The organism is Labrenzia sp. CP4 (assembly GCF_001579905.1).
In the GTDB taxonomy this organism is placed as follows: Bacteria; Pseudomonadota; Alphaproteobacteria; order Rhizobiales; family Stappiaceae; genus Roseibium; species Roseibium algicola.
In genome coordinates this window covers 2,532,397-2,551,132 of sequence record NZ_CP011927.1, presented here as the reverse complement: position 1 = coordinate 2,551,132, position 18,736 = coordinate 2,532,397, and the positions used below count along the sequence as shown (strand labels likewise).

General features: G+C 58.0%; 22 protein-coding genes and 1 riboswitch. Of the genes, 7 read left to right on the top strand and 15 right to left on the bottom strand.

Annotation, left to right across the window (positions count from 1 at the left end; genetic code table 11):
* Positions 1–221 precede the first annotated feature (221 nt).
* Both ACP90_RS11855 and ACP90_RS11850 read left to right on the top strand, forming a co-directional pair.
* Positions 222–773 carry a DUF5330 domain-containing protein gene (locus ACP90_RS11855; protein WP_077292617.1) on the top strand — a complete coding sequence of 184 codons (552 nt, stop codon included), beginning with the start codon at positions 222–224 and terminating at the stop codon, positions 771–773.
* Positions 774–1,031: 258 nt separating this feature from the next.
* Entirely contained in the window at positions 1,032–1,463 is a 432-nt protein-coding gene (locus tag ACP90_RS11850; protein ID WP_023001012.1) for a SufE family protein, read from the top strand.
* Positions 1,464–1,616: 153 nt separating this feature from the next.
* Here the strand turns inward: ACP90_RS11850 and ACP90_RS11845 are convergent, their stop codons facing one another.
* The 8 genes from ACP90_RS11845 to ACP90_RS11810 all read right to left on the bottom strand — a co-directional run bounded on the left by ACP90_RS11845 (position 1,617) and on the right by ACP90_RS11810 (position 8,298).
* The gene (locus ACP90_RS11845) at positions 1,617–2,033 is read right to left on the bottom strand and encodes a MucR family transcriptional regulator (RefSeq protein WP_006939826.1); all 417 of its coding nucleotides are present in this window, start codon (positions 2,031–2,033) and stop codon (positions 1,617–1,619) included.
* A 316-nt stretch (positions 2,034–2,349) separates the two neighbouring features.
* Positions 2,350–2,694 (bottom strand): monovalent cation/H(+) antiporter subunit G, encoded by a 345-nt coding sequence (mnhG, locus tag ACP90_RS11840; protein ID WP_023001011.1) that lies wholly within the window; start codon positions 2,692–2,694, stop codon positions 2,350–2,352.
* Positions 2,691–3,047 (bottom strand): cation:proton antiporter, encoded by a 357-nt coding sequence (locus tag ACP90_RS11835; protein ID WP_023001010.1) that lies wholly within the window; start codon positions 3,045–3,047, stop codon positions 2,691–2,693. The genes mnhG and ACP90_RS11835 overlap by 4 nt, the downstream gene beginning before the upstream one ends.
* Positions 3,044–3,520, bottom strand: a complete 477-nt coding sequence (locus tag ACP90_RS11830) for a Na+/H+ antiporter subunit E (RefSeq protein WP_023001009.1) — start codon at positions 3,518–3,520, stop codon at positions 3,044–3,046. The genes ACP90_RS11835 and ACP90_RS11830 overlap by 4 nt, the downstream gene beginning before the upstream one ends.
* Positions 3,517–5,106 (bottom strand): Na+/H+ antiporter subunit D, encoded by a 1,590-nt coding sequence (locus tag ACP90_RS11825; protein WP_062488458.1) that lies wholly within the window; start codon positions 5,104–5,106, stop codon positions 3,517–3,519. Before ACP90_RS11825 ends, ACP90_RS11830 begins: the two co-directional genes overlap by 4 nt.
* Positions 5,107–5,111: 5 nt before the next feature.
* The gene (locus ACP90_RS11820; RefSeq protein WP_023001007.1) at positions 5,112–5,489 is read right to left on the bottom strand and encodes a Na+/H+ antiporter subunit C; all 378 of its coding nucleotides are present in this window, start codon (positions 5,487–5,489) and stop codon (positions 5,112–5,114) included.
* Positions 5,489–5,908: a Na(+)/H(+) antiporter subunit B gene (locus tag ACP90_RS11815; RefSeq protein WP_023001006.1), complete on the bottom strand. Its 420-nt coding sequence runs from the start codon at positions 5,906–5,908 to the stop codon at positions 5,489–5,491. Before ACP90_RS11815 ends, ACP90_RS11820 begins: the two co-directional genes overlap by 1 nt.
* A complete protein-coding gene (locus tag ACP90_RS11810; RefSeq protein WP_062488457.1) occupies positions 5,908–8,298 on the bottom strand; it encodes a putative monovalent cation/H+ antiporter subunit A in 2,391 nt (796 codons plus the stop codon). The genes ACP90_RS11815 and ACP90_RS11810 overlap by 1 nt, the downstream gene beginning before the upstream one ends.
* A gap of 417 nt (positions 8,299–8,715) precedes the next feature.
* On the opposite strand from ACP90_RS11810, the gene ACP90_RS11805 reads away from it, so the two are divergent.
* The 3 genes from ACP90_RS11805 to ACP90_RS11795 all read left to right on the top strand — a co-directional run bounded on the left by ACP90_RS11805 (position 8,716) and on the right by ACP90_RS11795 (position 11,224).
* Complete coding sequence (locus ACP90_RS11805) at positions 8,716–9,693, top strand: diguanylate cyclase (RefSeq protein ID WP_062491551.1); 978 nt, start codon at positions 8,716–8,718, stop codon at positions 9,691–9,693.
* A gap of 166 nt (positions 9,694–9,859) precedes the next feature.
* Complete coding sequence (gene msrB / locus ACP90_RS11800) at positions 9,860–10,309, top strand: peptide-methionine (R)-S-oxide reductase MsrB (protein ID WP_062488456.1); 450 nt, start codon at positions 9,860–9,862, stop codon at positions 10,307–10,309.
* Positions 10,310–10,465: 156 nt separating this feature from the next.
* A complete protein-coding gene (locus ACP90_RS11795) occupies positions 10,466–11,224 on the top strand; it encodes a transporter substrate-binding domain-containing protein (protein WP_208984195.1) in 759 nt (252 codons plus the stop codon).
* A gap of 43 nt (positions 11,225–11,267) precedes the next feature.
* Here ACP90_RS11795 and ACP90_RS11790 read toward each other — a convergent pair whose 3' ends face one another.
* Positions 11,268–11,702 (bottom strand): helix-turn-helix domain-containing protein, encoded by a 435-nt coding sequence (locus tag ACP90_RS11790; RefSeq protein ID WP_062488455.1) that lies wholly within the window; start codon positions 11,700–11,702, stop codon positions 11,268–11,270.
* A gap of 140 nt (positions 11,703–11,842) precedes the next feature.
* On the opposite strand from ACP90_RS11790, the gene ACP90_RS11785 reads away from it, so the two are divergent.
* Positions 11,843–12,700 carry an SDR family oxidoreductase gene (locus ACP90_RS11785; RefSeq protein WP_062488454.1) on the top strand — a complete coding sequence of 286 codons (858 nt, stop codon included), beginning with the start codon at positions 11,843–11,845 and terminating at the stop codon, positions 12,698–12,700.
* A 151-nt stretch (positions 12,701–12,851) separates the two neighbouring features.
* Positions 12,852–14,087 (top strand): MFS transporter, encoded by a 1,236-nt coding sequence (locus ACP90_RS11780; protein ID WP_062488453.1) that lies wholly within the window; start codon positions 12,852–12,854, stop codon positions 14,085–14,087.
* Positions 14,088–14,122: 35 nt separating this feature from the next.
* Here ACP90_RS11780 and ACP90_RS11775 read toward each other — a convergent pair whose 3' ends face one another.
* The 6 genes from ACP90_RS11775 to ACP90_RS28230 all read right to left on the bottom strand — a co-directional run bounded on the left by ACP90_RS11775 (position 14,123) and on the right by ACP90_RS28230 (position 18,377).
* Entirely contained in the window at positions 14,123–14,713 is a 591-nt protein-coding gene (locus ACP90_RS11775) for a hypothetical protein (RefSeq protein ID WP_023000998.1), read from the bottom strand.
* A gap of 153 nt (positions 14,714–14,866) precedes the next feature.
* Positions 14,867–15,928: an iron ABC transporter permease gene (locus ACP90_RS11770; RefSeq protein ID WP_062488452.1), complete on the bottom strand. Its 1,062-nt coding sequence runs from the start codon at positions 15,926–15,928 to the stop codon at positions 14,867–14,869.
* Between the two features lie 53 nt (positions 15,929–15,981).
* Positions 15,982–16,917, bottom strand: a complete 936-nt coding sequence (locus ACP90_RS11765) for an ABC transporter substrate-binding protein (RefSeq protein ID WP_062488451.1) — start codon at positions 16,915–16,917, stop codon at positions 15,982–15,984.
* A 17-nt stretch (positions 16,918–16,934) separates the two neighbouring features.
* On the bottom strand, positions 16,935–17,708 hold the full coding sequence (locus ACP90_RS11760; RefSeq protein ID WP_062488450.1) for an ABC transporter ATP-binding protein: 774 nt from the start codon (positions 17,706–17,708) through the stop codon (positions 16,935–16,937).
* On the bottom strand, positions 17,705–18,109 hold the full coding sequence (locus tag ACP90_RS11755; RefSeq protein WP_062491549.1) for a DUF1636 family protein: 405 nt from the start codon (positions 18,107–18,109) through the stop codon (positions 17,705–17,707). The genes ACP90_RS11760 and ACP90_RS11755 overlap by 4 nt, the downstream gene beginning before the upstream one ends.
* On the bottom strand, positions 18,099–18,377 hold the full coding sequence (locus tag ACP90_RS28230; protein ID WP_145915758.1) for a hypothetical protein: 279 nt from the start codon (positions 18,375–18,377) through the stop codon (positions 18,099–18,101). The genes ACP90_RS11755 and ACP90_RS28230 overlap by 11 nt, the downstream gene beginning before the upstream one ends.
* 106 nt (positions 18,378–18,483) lie before the next feature.
* Positions 18,484–18,697: riboswitch (cobalamin riboswitch) on the bottom strand.
* Between the last annotated feature and the right edge of the window lie 39 nt (positions 18,698–18,736).

The window sequence follows — 18,736 nt, the reverse complement described above, 5'->3', positions numbered from 1 at the left end:
GCGGAAACATCCGCTCGCACCTTTTGTACGGCCATTGTCGGTTGCAGCACTTAAGGAACGATAAAGGATGAATCCAAATTGCGTTTTTTTCCGAAAAACCCATTGGCCTCAATATCTTGACCGGAATTAGCTAAAATTTGAATCAATATTTCAGAAAATACGATTTAAATACCTGATTTATTTTATGAAAATTGGCTTTTCCCGCTCAACCGGGGATTCTCATGTCGCTGGTAATGTGCCCTCATAACAAGCGTGCCAACGGCACAAAGGCACGCAAGACAGAACAGACTATGGGTAGCGATATGTTCTTTCTCTTGAGGACGGCCTTTTGGCTCACCTTGGTGCTCGTCCTGATTCCCCTCGGGTCAGATCAGGAAGACACTTCGACGGAAAACATCGATCCGGTGTCGGCCTTCCTGGCGGCACAGGCAACGATGTCGGACATCGGCGGCTTTTGCGGACGTAATCCGCAGGCCTGCGAAACGGGAGGCGACGCACTGACGGCAATCGGCAGCCGCGCACGCGACGGCGCCCGGATTGTCTATGAGTTTCTCGACACGCAGATTGCCGAGAAATCGGGAAGCGAACAGCTGGTAACCGGCTCGACGCCCGTACAGACTGCTGGCACGACGTCCGCCCAGCCTTCAGGCCAGGAACCTCAGGTTTTCGCCGGCACACCATCCTGGCAGCCGGTCTTTGATAACGTCTCTTCCAAAGAGGCAGTGCTTGGGCCGGTGCCACGGCCCAAACCACGCTCAGGCCAAAAGACCTGAGCACACTGGTCGTTCAAGATCCTACGACCTCCTGGATCTGAAAACGGCCGATTGCGCCCCCGCTGGAGCGCTGCTGCACGACAGCAACGCAAAGACGGCTTCACTTCAGCGGATTGTTCCGCTGCGCCGCAGATGGAAAGCTGCCCATTTCATCTGCGGCGTATCTTTATTCTCCCCCCTCTCTCGCACCTGTCGGCATTTGCACTTTGCCGCTCACGAGTTATATGAAGGCGGACAAGACCTTCAAAGACCGGTGCCATGACCACAACCTTGAGCGAAATCCTTGAGACGTTTGATTTTCTCGACGACTGGGAAGATCGCTACAAATACCTCATCGACCTTGGCAAGGAGATGCCTGATCTCGCCGACGCCGAAAAGACCGATGCAAACAAGGTTCGCGGTTGTGTGTCGCAGGTCTGGCTGATCACCTCCATCGACAAGACGGGCGACGGCACACCTGTGCTCAGTTTCCGGGGCGACAGCGATGCGCTTATCGTGCAAGGGCTCGTGGCCATCGTCACCTCTTTATTCAGTGGCAAGACCGCGCAGGACATTCTTGACACGGACGTCGAAGGTATTTTTGCCAAACTGGGTCTGCAGGAGCACCTGACGCCGCAGCGCTCCAACGGTCTCAAATCGATGGTCGGACGCATCCGCAGCGACGCGCAAGGAGCTCTGGCAGCAGCCTGAGAACCCTTCAATTTGATCACTCTGCTCTTTCGGCAAGTGCTTCAGTTGCGCTCACACCGAGCGCCATCCGCAATCAGCTGAAGATCTCCATCACAAAACAAAAAAAGAGCTGCCCATGGGCAGCTCTTTTGTACTCGACTTAGGCCGAAGGATTTACTTGGAGCGCTTGCGCTGCTGGCCGAGGCCCATCTTCTTGGCCAGTTCCGAACGGGCAGCCGCATAGTTCGGTGCAACCATCGGGTAATCGGCACCCAGGTCCCACTTCTCGCGGTATTCTTCCGGGGTCATGTTGTAGTGCGTGCGCAGGTGGCGCTTCAGCGACTTGAACTTCTTGCCGTCTTCCAGGCAGATGATGTAGTCGGGCATGACCGACTTCTTCACCGGCACGGCAGGCTTCAGCGGCTCCGGCTCCGGCTCGGTGGAAGTGCTGGCAGTTCTCTGCAGCGCGCCGTAAACTTCGTTGATCAGGCCTGGCAGATCTGTTGACGCAACGGTGTTGTTGCTCACATAGGCTGAGACGATGTCTGCCGTAAGATCAATCAGATTCGCATCCACCGGACTGTCAGTCATATTTCACCCGTTCTCTACTGATTTCAAAATTAGCTTTGTGGTTTACCTGCAAAAAATGTCTGCCGAAAGCGGAACTAGAAATTCAGTTACTTGCGGGCCCAGAAATCAAAAACGATTCTACTTTGCAGGCAATCGTCACAGCCTTATATCGCCGCTTTCGTTGAACGACAACCCCGTAATTCAAATAAAAATCGATCAGAAGCAATAAAAATCAAATTGTACAAATATTGGCTATACCTAACGCACCTATTTCGACAATGAACCGATAGTATTGTCAGGAAATCTGTCTTTCAGGACCATTGCTGCACACCATGCCTCAGCTTTTCGGCCGGACAGTTTTTGCAAGGGCATCTTCCTTGGTATCGGCACAGGGACGGTAGCCGGCTGCGTATGCAGCTTTTGCCAACAAATGAGCCGAAATTGGGGCGGTGAGCAGGAAGAATACCACTCCGGCGATTGCCCGTGTGACAACGGCCAGATCGCCAGCATGAACTGCCAGCGCAAGCAACATCACGCCCGACCCCAGAGTACCCGCCTTGGAGGCCGCATGCATTCGCATGTAAACATCTTTCAGACGGATGATGCCGATCGATGCGACCAGTGCGAAGGAAGCACCGACGACCAGCATGATACCGGTGATGATTTCAACGGCAGCATTCATTGTCCCGCCTCCCTGCGCTTAATGCTCTCTTCGACTTCGTCCATGATCGTCTTGTCGCCGGCAAGGCCGCGGTTCAGGACGAAGCGAGCGAAAGCGACGGTTGCCAGGAAGCCGACGAGGCCGAGCGTAATCGCAATGTCGATGTAAAGATAAAAGCCGGTGGAAACGCCGATGGCCGCGATAAAGCCGATCCCCACCGCGACCAGCATGTCCAGGGCGACAACACGGTCCGGAAGGCTCGGTCCCTTGACCGTCCGCACGACGATGATGATGAAGGAAATCGTCAGCAGAGCCAGCGCGATCTTGACGCTGATTTCCAGGAAACCGGAAGAAAAGGTCTCAAACGGTGTCATCTGAACACCTCCAGGATCTTGCGTTCAAAACCGTTCTTGATGTCGTCGATCGTGGCTTGCGGGTCAGGCACGTCGATACAGTGCACATAAAGCGTCTTTCGGTCGTCGGAGACATCAACGGACAATGTGCCCGGCGTCAGGGTGATCAGATTGGCCAGCATCGTGATTTCGAAGTCCCTGTCCACTGTCAGCGGAAACGCGATGATGCCCGGCTGCAACTTGATCTTCGGCTTGAGCACGATGATCGCAACCCGCCAGGCCGACAGCACCAGTTCATAGACGAAGAGCACAGCCAGACCGAAGCCCTTGGAGACCCGCTGGAAATAGGCGGCAGTACCGACCTGTTCCCGGATCAGGTAAAGCGCGCCGAAACTGAGCACGAAACCGAAGGCCAGATTGACTTCGGAGAAGCTGCCCGTGACAGCTCCCCAAGCCAGCATCAGAAGAATGTTGATGAGAAAGAGACTGGTCATCCCTGGCCCCCAAAGACTGAACGCAGGTAGCCGAGCGGTTCAACAATACCGCTTGCCCCTCGCGTTGAAAGCTCCAGCATCCATTCCGGCTGCAGGCCGAAATAGACAACAAGCACAGTCAGAATGCCGAGTGGCAACCAGACTGCGGCTCCAGAAAGTTGCGCGCCGCCCTCGCCCGTCACGGCAACGGCCTGCCCGTCAGTAGTGCCTTCAGGCCCACCGCGCCAGAAGGCGAAGATCCAGACCCGGCCCATCGCCATGGTCGTCAGGAACCCGCTGACAAGAATGGCAGCACCCAGCCAGGTCCGACCGTCTGCGAAGGCCGCATCCACAAGAATGACCTTGGGCCAGAAACCGGAGAATGGTGGCAGACCCGAAACGGCAAAACCAAGTACCAGGAATACGGCTGCGAACACCGCACTCTTTTGATAGAGCCCACCCAGCTGCCTCAGGTCGTAGGAACCGCCCATCATGTTCATGATGCCCGCTGCCATATAAAGCGCCGTCATGACGATGATTGAATGGACCGCGTAGAAAATGGCACCCGAGACTGCCAGCGTCGAACCAACGGCAACACCGGCGAGCATCGACCCGATACCGGCAATGACCACGTAGCCAAGCAGCCGCCGCACTTCACTCTGCGCCAGAGCTCCGATCGCCCCTGTCAGCAAGGTGGCGATGGCAACCAGCGCGATCACATCGGCCATATAGCCGCGGGAGGCCGGCAGGATCAGAACAAAGATGCGGATCAGCGCATAAACGCCGACCTTGGTCAGAAGGCCTGCAAATACCGCCGACACCACCACGTTGGGCGTGTGGTAGGACGCAGGCAGCCAGAAATTGACCGGGAACGCGGCCGCTTTCATGGCAAAGGCGAGGAAATAGAGCGCGGCAACCGTTGCCAGTGTGCCGGAAGCCGGATTTTCCAGGGCGGCAACCTTCATGGCGAGGTCCGCCATGTTGAGCGTGCCGAAAATTCCGTAAAGCAGACCTGTCGCGATCAGGAAAAGGTTCGTGCCGATCAGGTTCAGGACACCGTATTTGACCGCGCCGTCAAGCTGGATCCTGTCGTTGCCGAGGACCAGAAGCCCGTAGGACGAAATCAGCAGAACTTCGAACCAGACATAGAGGTTGAAGATATCCCCGGTCAGGAACGCGCCGCAAACGCCCGTCATCAACAGAAGCAGGAATGGATAAAATCCATATCTGCGTCCTGTGCTGTCAACGGTGGCTGCGCCGAAAACACCCGCACAGAAGGCTACGATTGAGCCGATCAGTGACAGCGTGACACCAAGCGTATCCACTGTGAAGGCAATGCCGAACGGCGGCAGCCAGCTGCCCATCACCATGGTGATGACACCATGATCGAGCACCCGGATCAGCAGGGCAAGGTTTGCCAGCACCAGCAGTGCCAGGAAACCTATGCCGACTTTCGGCTGCAGATCGGTGTTCTTGCGCAGCATCAGGCACAGCGCACCGCCCAGGATTGTGATCAGCGAAGGCGCGACCACCAGCCAGTCACCCGCCGCAACGGGCGTAGTGACCATGGCCTGGGAAAGATCGACGGAAACGGAAGAACCGGCCATGTAGCTTAGTACCCTTGCGGCGGAGTTTGGTCGTGTTCGGGTTCGGCGATGCGCATTTCGTTGACTTCATCGGTGCCAAGTTCCTGGTAGGCCCGGAAGGCCAGCACCAGCAGAAACGCAAAGAACGAGAAGGAAATGACGATAGCCGTCAGCACCAGTGCCTGCGGCAGCGGATTGGCCGTCGCGGTTTCCGGAGCATAGAGATGTTCCGGAATGAGCGGCGGAACCTCGCGCGTCAGGCGCCCGTTGGTGAAGATGAGCATATTCACGGCATTGCCCAGAATGGCGATACCCAGAAGAATGCGCACAAGCTGCTTGGACAGCATCAGGTAGACGGCCACGGTGAAGAACAGGCCAATCAGGATGACAACGCCGGTTTCCATCAGTCGGCCTCCCTTTCTTCAAGCGCCAGTGCAATGGAGCCGATGGCACCCACCACCACCAAGTAAACGCCAATGTCGAAGAACAACGGCGTCGACAAGGCGATCTCCACGCCGAAAACATGCACCTCCAGCCACTGGCTGGTCATGAAGGCCTGCGCCTTGAATATCGACGGGATGCCTGCCACAGCCGCCAGGAACAGTCCGAAACCGGATACCCCCATCGGGTGGAACACGATGGCGCGGCGAACGGAAGCAACACCGCAGGCGATACCAAAAATCGCCAACGCCGATGCGGCAATCAGGCCGCCGATAAATCCACCACCCGGCTCGTTATGGCCGCGCAGCAGCACAAAGATCGAAAACAGGACCATCAGCGCGGACAGATAGGGCGCAATGGTGCGGAAGATGATCGTACGCATCAGTGAGCCTCCCCAGTCTGGGCCGGTGTGGGCGGTGCGACCGTCTTCGGTTTCTCGATCGGTTTTTCAGGCTTCGTCCGCACCCGGATGAGCGCCAGAACACAAAGCCCGGCCAGAACCACCACGGCGATTTCACCCAGCGTATCAAAGCCGCGGAAGTCGACGATGATCACGTTGACGATATTCCGGCCATGGGCAATGGAGCGGCTGAACTGGGCGAAGAAGTCGGACAACCGGCTGTCGAAGGGCTGCTGCGTGATTGCAAGCAGCGTCAGCGTCAGGCCGAGACCGACACCAATCGCCACGATCCCGGTGACAATCGCGGCAAGACCATGCCGGTGGTCACTGGGCGACAGGTTCAGTCTGGTCATGACCAGAGCAAGGATGACGACCGACAGCGTCTCCACCATGAACTGGGTGAAGGAGAGATCCGGCGCGCCGAACATCATGAAGATCAAGGCAACTGCAAAGCCCTGGATGCCGAGAGACACGATGGCTGTCAGGCGGGTGTTGGCGACAAGTACGGCGATCAACCCGAAGAAGGCGATCAGCAGGATGCCCCATTCATAGAAGCGATAGTCGGGCATCTTCGGCATTGCCGGCAGGCTGTCCGTCAGGAAGCCCGGCAACAACACGGCAGCGCCCGTGAAGATGAAGGTCAGCATCATGTAGGTTTGCATCTTGCCGGACTGCAGCAGGCGGGTGATCCGCCAGGACAATCCGACAATACCGGCCACGAACTGGTCGAACCCCTTGTCCGGTCCCCAACCGATCGTTGTCAGGACAGAGCCGATCAGCCCGCGCAGGCGGTCGATCTGAGTGAACAGAGCAATCCCGAGACCGATGGTGACCAGCGACAGCAGCAGCGGTGCGTTGATCGATGTCGGCAACAGGTGAAGTTCGATTTGTGTCGTCTTGCCGAGAAGCGAAGACAGGGTCGGCCCGATGAACAGTTCACCAGTGGTATGCGCAATCAGGGCCAACCCTAGGCCGGTCACAGACAGGAACACCGGACCGGCAAACAGCAGAACAGGTCCCTCGTGCGCATGTTTCGGCGTTTCCACTTTCGGACCGAGGAAGGGTTTGATGGCAACCGCGGCGGCAATCACCAGCATCAAGGCATTGCCGATAACAGCAGTAATGGTGATGGGCAGACCGAGTTCCAGCCAGCCCCAGGTGCCGTAGTAAAGTACTTCCTTGGCAATGAAGCCAATGAAAGGCGGCAGGCCGGCCATGGAAAGCGCCGCAAGACAGGCAGCTGCAAACGTGATCGGCATCGCCGAACGCAAGCCGCCCAGCTTCGTGATGTCACGCGTACCGGCTTCGTGATCGATCGTGCCGGCAACCATGAAGAGCGCGCCCTTGAACAGGGAGTGCGCGAGAAGATAGAGGACAGCGCCTTCGAGCGCCTTTTCCTGGCTGGTCCCGGTCAACATGACAAGAAGCCCGAGCGATGCCACGGTCGTGTAGGCAAGCATCAGCTTCAGATCGGTCTGGCGCACCGCCAGGATCGTGCCCACCAGCAGTGTTATGCCACCGAACAGCGGCAGGACCGTTGTCCAGAGTTCTGTCCCCCCCAGCAGCGGATGCATGCGCATCAACAGATAGACGCCGGCCTTCACCATGGTTGCCGAATGTAGATAGGCGGAAACAGGTGTCGGCGCTTCCATGGCGTTGGGAAGCCAGAAATGGAACGGAAACTGCGCCGACTTGGTGAAGGCGCCGCCCAGAACCAGGAAGAAGATCGGCACGTAAAGCGTGGTATCCTTGATGATGTCCGGCGAGGCCAGCAGCACCGACATCTCGATTTCGCCCGTGGCGGAGATGATCAGGATGAAACCGGCCAGCAGGGCCAGACCGCCGCCGCCCGTGACCACGAGCGCCTGCAGCGCGGCCCGGCGGGACGCGGCGCGCAGGTGATCGAAGCCGATCAGCAGGAAGGACGTTATCGACGTCAGTTCCCAGAAGATAAACAGGGAAATCAGGTTGTTGCCGAGCACGAGGCCGAGCATCGACCCCATGAACATCAACAGGAACGAGAAGAACCGGCCCTGTTGCGGGTGGCCTTTGAGATAGCCGCCGGCATACAGGATGATGAAGGTTCCGATGCCTGAAATCAGCAAGGCGAACAGCGTCGACAATCCATCGACATAGACGGAAAAGTTCACACCATAGCTGGGTGCCCAGGCCTTTGCCGCAACGAAGCTTTCCCCTTTTGACACGGGTTCGACGAACCCTGTGAAATGCAGGAAGATCAAGGCCGGCACGATAGCAAGCAGCCAGGCCGCATTGTGCTTGAACCAGCGGGTCAGAAAAGGCGCAACCACAGCCGCAGCAAAGGGCGCGAGGACGGCATAGAGAGTGGTGTCGTCGATCAAGGCTGGCGTCATGCTGATCTTTCGTCACGGTTTTTAAAGAAACGACGGATACGGGCCTGCTCGAATCAGCCCCGATCCGCCGGATAATAACGGTCCCGATGGGTTATGACATGTCTTAGGCAGTTGAATTTACGTGTTCAAGCGTATGTCTGTCGATTTTCGGTAAATTCACCCGCGTCACATGAGCGCTTTTGTCAGGGGCAGGACTGACAAGTGGGGATCTCACAGATTTATTCTGTGCTGAAAACGTATCATGGCCGAAACTTGAGGTATCCGCGTCCGCAATACACCCTACAACATTCACACTCGGGTCAAACCACCTCCGTCTGCACCCAAGAAAGGCAGCTTGCCACTTGATTTCAAAGCGTGAATACCGTTCAGTTTCAATTCGGGAATACGTTGCCACGGAATTTGAGCGAGGCACAGAAGATGGTGTTGGGTAGCAATAGGGATACGCCTTCGGGAACGGATCTGCTCCGTCCGTCCAACATCGACTTTGAAACGCTCGTCAAACTTGGTAATGAAGCCATTGTTTTGATCGGACTGGACGGCACGCCCGCTTTCATCGCTCCCGCAACCGAGCGCATGTTCGGATGGAGTGCTGACAAACTGGTCGATCACCTGAGCGACCTGGTCTATCTGGCCAGCCCGAACACCGATGCAGATCTTCTGCACCGGATCCTTTCCGGCAGCGGTGATGCCGACGCCCCCCTTCCCCATGCCGATCTTCAGCTCCGTTCCGCCTTCGGCCCGATGGTCTGGGCGGAGGTGACTACGCATCTTCTGGAAGATGCCGCCGGCAAGCCTTACGCATTCGCGGTCTATTTCCGCAGCATTTCCAAACGCAAGGAGCTGGAAAGCCTGCTGGATGCGGCAACCCAGACGGATCCGCTCACCGGACTTCTCAACCGCCGTGCCTTCGAGGATGGCCTGAAACGGGAATGGGCAATCGCCTTGCGTGAAAAGACCCACACCAGTCTGATCAAGGTATCTCTCGACCGTTTCGAAGCTCTGGTGGAGCGGTTCGGACCGAGCGCTGCCGAGGATTGCCTGACCAGGGTAGCCGATACCCTGAAGGAAACCGCGCGCCGTCCGGCAGATATCGCCGCACGAACGGCAACGGCGGAATTTTCTCTCCTCCTGCCAAGAACTCACGAAATGGGCGCCGAGACTATCAGCGCGTATCTGCACGTAGCCATTCAGGACCTTGGCATTCCCAACCCGGAAAATACCGCCGGCAATGGAGTCATGACGGCCTCCGTCGGTGCGGCTTGCGCGGTCGTTGAACAGACGGGGGTCTCGGAAAGCTCGGAATTTCTCCTCGCCGCTGCCGAAAACTGCGTTTTTCAGGCGAGACAGGAAGGCGGTAACCGGGTGAAGACCTCCTTAAGCCACCTGGCTCGCTAGCCCCGGACCTTTCACGGCGACAATCAAGAGCACCTTCCAATCCATGAACGGATGAAACACGGCCTGGCTCCGCAGGTGACGATTGACAAAACCGTTATCTGCTCCGCCTTGCAGCAACCTGTGCACGCCCCTATTTCTGGGAAAAACATCAAATAAGGAATGCCGAATGAGCGACGAAACCACCCGCCACGAAAAAGCATCTCCCCCCATCAGGAAAACCACCGCCGAATGGATGGAGCAGCTTACACCCGAGCAGTTCTATGTGACCCGCCAATCCGGCACCGAGCGCCCTTTCACCGGTCCCTACTGGGACAACAAGCTCATCGGCCGCTACGATTGCGTGTGCTGTGAAACGCCGCTGTTCATGTCGGATACAAAATTCGATTCCGGCTGCGGCTGGCCGAGCTTTTTCGAGGCGGTCGACCCGGATGCGATCCGGGAACTTGAAGACCAGTCCCATGGCATGATCCGAACCGAAATCCGTTGCAGCAGTTGCGACGCGCATTTGGGTCACGTCTTCCCGGACGGGCCACCGCCGACAGGCTTGCGTTATTGCCTCAATGGCCATGCAATGAATTTCGTTCACGGCGGCCGGCCGCCCGCCAAGTCAGAATAGACCGTTCATCTGCCCGCCTCGGCTACAGCTTCGGGGCGGGCAGATCTAATGCATGCATTGAAACGCCTGTTTCAAGAACAGTTTCCAGTTTTAGATTTCAGTTACACACCCCTGATAATAATAGCATCACAAACTTCAAGAACATCGGGGTGGGACTTGTCTGTACTACGGAGTTTTGCTTGCACCTGCGTGCGCGCGCTGGTTTTCGGCCTCGGCTTGGGACTTGCCGGCCAACCGGTCCTGTCTTCACCAGCTGCCGCAGAAGAACTTGTCGCATTCACCGGATATCTGCCCCCTCTCTCCATCAACGAGCAGGAGAAGGGCATTGCAGTCGAGCTCATGGAGCTCGTTGCAGAAGAGGCCGGCCTGGATATCAAGATCCGCTTCGCCCCCTGGAGGCGCGCGCAGCTGCTGGCTGAAAACACGCCCGGTTCACTTCTCTTTACTGCTGCCTATTCCAGGAACCGCAGTGAGAAATTCCAGTACATCGCCCCCCTGCTTTATACGGAAAGCGCATTCGTAACGCTCGACCAGCCGTTGGATACCTTTGAAAAGGCTATTGAGAGCGGCAAGGTCATCGGGGTGCATCTCGGCAGCCAGCGCAGCCAGATCCTCCAGCGGTTCGGAGTTCGCAACGTTGAGGAAATACCATCAGCCGAACAGATGAGCGTCATGCTCAAGACCGGCAGGATCGATGCCTGGTACACCATGTCTGTTCGGGCCAGCTACATGTTCCGCCAGCAGGGATACGACCCGGGAAGTCTCGTCATCGGCGCCCCGGTTACCCACGGCATCCAGTGGCTGGCGGCCAACAAGGATCTCGACCCGCAGATCAGAGGCCGACTGTCGGCTGCCGTCTCCAGGGTGTGGCGCGATCCGAGATACTGGCAGATCGTCGACCGTTATACCCACTGACGGTTCATCTCCCGATCAAGGGCCGGAAAAACGCCTCAAATCCTTATTCCGCTGCCATGGCGTCCTCGTGGCCGGATTTGGCGGACAGGATCCTGGCGATATTGACCTCGATCCAGTCAGCGAATTCTCGCACTTTCTCTGCAGCCTCCCGGCCGATCGGGGACAGGCTGTAATCGACATGCGGTGGCACCACCAGGTGGGAATACCGGTTGACGAACCCGTCGGCCTCCAAAGTCTGCAGCGTTTGCGCCAGCATCTTTTCACTGACGCCGCCCACGGTGCGGCGAAGTTCTGAAAACCGCTGATCTTTTTCCAGAAGCGCAATCAGCACCAACACGCCCCAACGGCTCGTGAGATGCCGCAGGATTTCGCGTGATGGACAGTTCTGGTTGAGCAGTTCCCCCTGCTGCATCAATTCGGACAAGGGCGCGCCGCTGTTCAGCACGCACTTGGGGGTTATTTCTGCCGTGTCGCTCATCCTGTTTTCCAGTTTTTTGTCCGAGATCCGATAAATCTCAAAACTAACCTTTTTGTACGTACTAACAAAAAGTAAGTGATCCGTCTACATGGGCAGCATCCGATGCATTTTCGAACGATCAACCTTCAAGGAGAAACACAATGATCGCAGTCACGGGTGCCAATGGTCAGCTGGGCCGTCTTGTCCTCAAACATCTTGCCGGCCTCACAGCCGAGCCAGTTCGCGCGCTTGTCCGCTCACCGGAAAAAGCGGGCGATCTTGCCACGGACCAGGTTTCGGTGGTGAAGGCTGATTACGATGATAGCGCCGCCCTGCCGGCTGCGTTGGAAGGTGTTGAGCGTCTTCTGCTGATCTCCGGATCGGAGGTCGGCAAGCGCGCGCCGCAGCACAAGGCCGTCATCGATGCAGCCAAGGCAGCCGGCGTGCGTTTCATCGTCTACACCAGCCTTCTCAACGTTCCGCAGTCCAGCCTCCAGCTGGGTGTGGAACATGCCGAAACGGAACGGATGCTGCGCGAAAGCGGCATTGCCCATGCCGTGCTGCGCAACGGCTGGTACATCGAGAATTTCGGCGGCACTGTAGCGGCTGCCCTTGCCCATGGTGCCGTTGCGGGCGCAAGCGGTGACGGCAAGTTTTCCGCCGCTGGACGCGAAGATTACGCAGAAGCCGCAGCCCGCACCGTTGCCGGCAGCGACCTGAGCACGCGAGCACTGGAACTTGGCGGATCACCTGCGTTCAGTCTTGCCGACCTGGCAGCAGAGCTCTCCAGCCAGTCCGGACGTGAGATACCGTTCAACAACCTGCCAGAAGCAACCTATGCCGGCATCCTGGTCCAGGCAGGTCTGCCGGAAGGCTTTGCAAATGTCCTCGCTGATTCCGACAGAGGCGCGTCTCAAGGCGAGCTCTTCACGACTTCCACGGCCCTGGAGGACCTGATCGGTCATCCGACCCGCTCGTTGAGTGATTTCATCTCCGAAAGCCTGAAAGCGAACGCCTGACGTCCGCTAAACGTCTGCTCCTGCACGAAGGCGGCCCTTTCGCCTTCGTGCAATCATTTGAATTTGTGGTCGGTTGGTTCAAGGATATTTGTTGGTTCCCCATCGGCGAACCTGTTAGGCAGATGGTTCTGCACTTTCCCGGTACCCGATCATGTCCCTTGCCAACGCATCCGATCCATACGTCCAGGACGGGCCTTACGCCTGGTTCCGGTTGGCGATTTCGATTTTGCTGAGCACCCTTGGTGGTGCCGGCATGTGGGCGGTTGTCATCGTTCTGCCCGCCGTCCAGACGGATTTCGGGATCGATCGTGCCGGAGCGTCCCTGCCCTACACCGCGACGATGTTCGGGTTTGCTGCGGGCAACTACCTGCTTGGCCGCGTCGTCGACCGTTACGGCATTGTCATACCCGTCATAGGCTCTGCTCTATCACTCGGTGCCGGCTTCGTTCTGGCCGCCTTTGCGCCGGATGTCTGGAGCTTCTCTCTGGCGCAGGGCCTGCTGATCGGTCTGGGCACCGCGGCCACATTCGGCCCGCTGATCGCCGACATCTCACACTGGTTCCTGAAACGGCGCGGTTTTGCGGTCGCCTGCGCCGCCTGCGGAAACTATCTCGCCGGTGTGCTCTGGCCATCGCTGATCCAGTGGAGCCTTGCGACGTCCGACTGGCGCCACACCTATATCCTCATCGGCGTCATCTGCCTTGTCGCCATGGTGCCGCTGGCCCTTTTGCTGCGCCGGCCGCCTCCGGACACCTCCTTGAGCACCGGCGCGGCCACGGCCCGTTTCGGTCGCCAGGACACCGGCCTGCCGCCTGCCATCCTGCAGGCTCTTCTCGTGGTCGCTGGTCTTGCATGCTGCGTCGCCATGTCGATGCCACAGGTTCACATCGTCGCCTATTGCGTCGATCTGGGTTATGGTGTTGCCCCTGGAGCGGACATGATCGCACTGATGACCGGTGCGGGTGTCATCAGCCGGCTGGCATCCGGATATATTGCCGACAAGATCGGCGGTGTCATGACCCTGCTGATCGGTTCCGTGCTGCAATGCGCCGCGCTGTTCCTGTTCATTCCCTTCAACGGCCTGGCTTCGCTCTACCTCGTGTCCCTCATCTTCGGTCTGTCGCAAGGCGGCATCGTGCCCAGCTATGCCGTGATCGTGCGAGAATACCTGCCGGCCCGCGAAGCTGGACAGCGTGTCGGCCTGGTGATCATGGCGACAATACTCGGCATGGCCCTCGGGGGCTGGCTGTCCGGCTGGATTTACGACCTCACAGGCTCCTACCAGGCCGCGTTCCTGAACGGTATCGCCTGGAACTTCCTCAACATGGCGGTGATGATCTTCATCTTCATGCGCGGCAAGATGAGGCCGACGGGCGCAGCGGCTTGAGACTGTGGTTCCGATGAACGGCCAGAGGACGCCAGTTACTTCAGAACGCTGAAGTTGCTGGTGATCAACCAGATCTGCGACAGCAGGACAACGCTGACGAGACCGATGTGATAAGCGGACTTGCGGATCCTCGTCGCGGCCAGCACCAGCACGATCATCACGATCTGACGCACAAGATACGCGGTTCCAAGATCGTTGAAATAATCGATCCCCTTCAGCCGCGAGTCCACGATGTCGAGCACGAACATCAGGGCAAGCAAGCCGTAGATCCAGGTCTGCCTGGCGTGAAAATAGTCCTTGTAGCTGGCGTATTCGCCCATCTTGTCCGGATAAAGCACGGCGGTAATAAAAAAGTAGAGTGCGGCAAAGGCGATGACGAACAGATAGCTTTCGAACGTCCAGACCTGAATGCGGCCAAGTGCGAATTCGAACCACCAGAAGTGAACGACGGACAAAAGCATGAACAACGACCACCCAAGGTGCACGCTGTAGATCTCTTCGCGTTGGGGATGCTGAACATACCGCGCGAGGCCATTGAGAAGCCGCGCAACACCCAGCCCGATCACCATGCCGATGATGATCCGGATGTGTGTGAATTCCGCAAGATTGGTAGGAAGTTTGTCCATGTGGGTCCGTTTTGGTCTCGATAGAGCAACACTATACAAATGCTGCCTGATGGAAACCGTCGAGATCTGCCACAACGAACCTTGAGCCGCGCTCTGACCAGCGACCGTTCAACCTGGCCCGGTTGAACGGTCGGACGCGGACCATGCGAGGTTCTAGTGTGCCTGACCCGTGCGGGAGCGCAGGAGGAGCACGAAGAAAATGCCGCCAATCAGCCCGGTGACAATGCCGATAGGCATATCCTCGGGGGACAGGAGCGTTCGTGCGATGATGTCCGCCCAGATCAGAAAGATTGCGCCAAGCATCATTGATGCCGGCAGAACCCGGCTATAATTGCCCCCTACCAGGAAGCGGGCAATATGCGGCACCATCAGCCCGACAAAGCCGATGATGCCTGAAAAGGCTACCATCACACCGGTGATCAGAGCTCCCAGCACAAACACCGTGAGACGGAACCGGGCAACCGGAATGCCGAGCGTCGACGCTGTTTCATCGCCGATGGTCATCGCATTGAGATCGGCAGACCGCAGCAGAAAATACGGCGCCACCAGCAGCAGAATGCCAAGCGGAAACGGCAGTTGAGCCCATTGGGCAAGGCCGAGACCGCCCAGCATCCAGAAGACAACCGTATGCGTTGCCCTCGGATCGCCCAGGAAAATCAGGATATTGGCGATCGCCATGATGATGAAGGACACGGCCACACCGGCCAGCACCAGCCGGTCGGCACTGGTTGCAGATGCAAACCGCGTCACCCCGAGCACCAGAAAAGTTGCCGCCAACGCACCGGCGAATGCCATCAGCGGAACGGTCATCAGCCCCAGGAAAAGACCAGTATGCAACAGCGCAAGAATGGCGCCAGCCGCTGCTCCGGACGAAATGCCAAGCAGATGCGGATCGGCCAGGGGATTGCGCGTGACGGATTGCAGGGCGGCGCCGACAACGGCCAGACCTGCGCCGACAAACCCGGCCAGAAGCGCCCGCGGAAACCGGATCTCCCAGACGATAGCCTCCCGGCCCTTGGACCAGTCCACGTCGAAATAGCCGGGCACCACGCCGTTGACGAGGACCTTGAAAACAGTGCTACCCGGGATCGGCACCGCACCTGCACCGATGGCGGCTACAATGGAAATAGCCAGCACCAGCACGCCGGCCAGAAGCAATACGCCATTCCCCCGCAACCGGCGCAGGCCAGCGCTTTTGGCCGTGAGCAGGCTCATGCCGGTCTATCGTTTCTGCCTGCAACGGCAGTTCGAAGCATCTTCTGCAAGGCTCACTCTCCCCAGAACGCTTCGGTGAGCTTTCCGATGGCCTTGAGGTTCCGCGGCCCCGGGGTTGCCTCGACATAGTCCAGCACGACAAAACGGTCGTTCTTGACGGCTGCAATATTAGCCAGAGCGGGATTGTGTTTCATGAAGTCGCGTTTCTGGTCAGCCGTCACTTCGCCGTAGTTGACGATCACGACCATGTCCGGGTCTTTTTCCACCACGGTTTCCCAGTCGACGGTTGCCCAGCTCTTTTCAAAATCGTCCATCACGTTGACGCCGCCGGCTGCCTCGATAAGCGCTGTCGGCATGGCATATCGTCCGGCGGTGAACGGCTTGTCCTCGCCGCTGTCGTAGACAAAGACCCGCAGCGGCTCTTCACCAGCAGGCACCGTTGCCGCGATCCGGTCCAGCTCCAGCTTGTAGGCCGCAACAAGATCGTGGGCTGTGTCTTCGACACCGAAGATCTTTCCGAGGTTGAGGAGGTCGTTATAGAGATCCTGCAGGGACGCCTTCGGCTTGTCGCCGATATGAATGCAGGATTCGGTCAGCTCGTAGACCTTGATGCCGAACGGCTCCAGCGTTTCAGGCGTCACTTCACCGCCCACCTTCATGCCGTAATTCCAGCCGGCGAAGAAGAAATCGGCGTCGGCCCCGATCAGCACTTCCTTGCTCGGATATTTCGACGCGAGTTCCGGAAGTTCGGCAACGCCCTCACGCATTTCCGCGTCCAGCGTCTTCCAGCCTGAAATGCCGGTATATCCAACCATGCGGTCGCGCAGGCCCAGTACCAGCATCATCTCGGTCAGGTTGACGTCATTCGAAACGGCTGCTTTGGGCGGCGTGTCGAAGGTCACTGTGCGGTTGCAGCTTTCCACGGTCGTTTGCGCAATTGCCGGTACAGACAGAAAGGCGAGCACGAGGCTCAGGGCAATCTTTTTCATTTTAAGTCTCCAGAAATTCAAAGATGGAAGGTCAGGTAGCGCTCGCGGCTGGCAGACAGTTGCTCCAGACGGACCTGTACCGAATAGGCTTGCTCAATGTTGCCGGGGGTCAGCACCGTCTCCGGCATTCCCTGGGCAACCAGTCGGCCCTCATGCAACAGCAAGACCTTGTCGCAGACACGGCTTGCCAGGTTGAGGTCGTGCAGGCTGGTGACAATGGTAATGTCCAGATCGGCAATCAGCTCGACGATCTCGAGCTGATGACGGATGTCCAGATGGTTCGTCGGCTCATCCAGCACCAGAAGCCTTGGTTCTTGCGCCAGCGCCCGGGCCACCATCACCCGTTGCCTTTCCCCCCCTGACAATGTGCCGAAGGCTCTTTTTGCATAGGACAGCAGATCCATTTTCCCGAGACAGTCATCGACGATCTCGGCGTCCCGCTTGCCTGCGCCGGCAATACCGGTTGCATGGGGACGCCGACCGAGTGTGACGATCTCGCGCACGGACAAGGCAAAGTCGGTCGGCTGCTCCTGAAGCACGGCGGCGATCGTTTTGGCAGCCTCCCTGGCACTGATGTGCCAGAGGTCCGTGCCATCCAGAAGGATTTCGCCCGTTTTCGGTTTCAGGAAGCGATAGAGCAGCCGCAACAGGGTGGATTTGCCGGCACCATTGGCGCCGGCAATTCCAAGAACCTCACCGGCAGGCAGATCGAAGCTGAGCGGATGCAGAATGGTTTTGCCCTGCCCCGTCTTCCAGCTGACCTCCCGGACAAACAGATCGACCCCCGTCATGAGAACGCCGTCGCGTCTGCTTCCGAAACGATCATCGCTGCCGGAAGCCGGCCTTGCGATGCGCTCCAGCGCTTGCCGTGGCTTTCCTCGGTCACCTCGCATCCATTTTCAATCTGGCGATACCGATTGGCGTAGTCGACAAGGTCATCGATGTCCGTATCGTCCTCAATGTCCCCAAAGAGGTAGATCGCCTTGTCGGTGGCCTTGAATGCCAGCGTGCAAGGTCTCGAACAGCTCTCCATGTCGGCTGTTCCACTGATTTCGAATTCGTCTCCAACAACAGGCACTGCCTGTGCCATTGCACTCTTCAGCTTGCAGATCAGCCCATATCCGGGATGGCAAGTCTGCCCATTGTGACGACAGGTCGTGCAAACAAATATCTTGTGCGGATCATTGCCCATGACGCGCCTCCACGGCTTCTGCCAGTGAACCGACAGGAGGCTGCGGAAAAGCAAAGGCATTGCTTTCCTCGTTGCACTGGGCACGGCCGGATCGGGTACGTTTGGCACAATCATCATGTAATGTTATTACATTACCTATGTTCTTGCTGACAACAGATTTTTGCAGCCCATCCGGAACCATCGCGCGTGCTGCGCGCGTCGCCAGCGGATCAGCCTCGGTCAGGAGGTTGGCAAGTCTTGAGAATTCAGCAGAAAATTTCCGGTTCATATCGCCCTCCGCGATTTCGCGGGGCAGTCAGGAACCGAATGTGCAACTTTGCCGGCAGGTGCCGATTGGCCATGTCACTCACTCCTCCGGGGCACCCCGCCCGGGTTAAGGTTTAAGGTGAAATGGCAGGTCTCCTGACTTGCGGGTCATTGCTTGCCTGATCCTTCCCGGGGTCTCCCCAGTGGCGCTTTCAGGTTTGCTCACCGCTCACAGTTGCGGGGGCAGTCACGGATTTGCAGCCTTTCGGGCTCGTCGCACCGTGTTCCCTTTTAATCCCGGTCCGGAGTTCGGAGTCGGGAACCATCTCTTCCTAAGTGCGCGAACGCCTGAAAAATGTCAAAGACTTTTGCGGGTCGCCG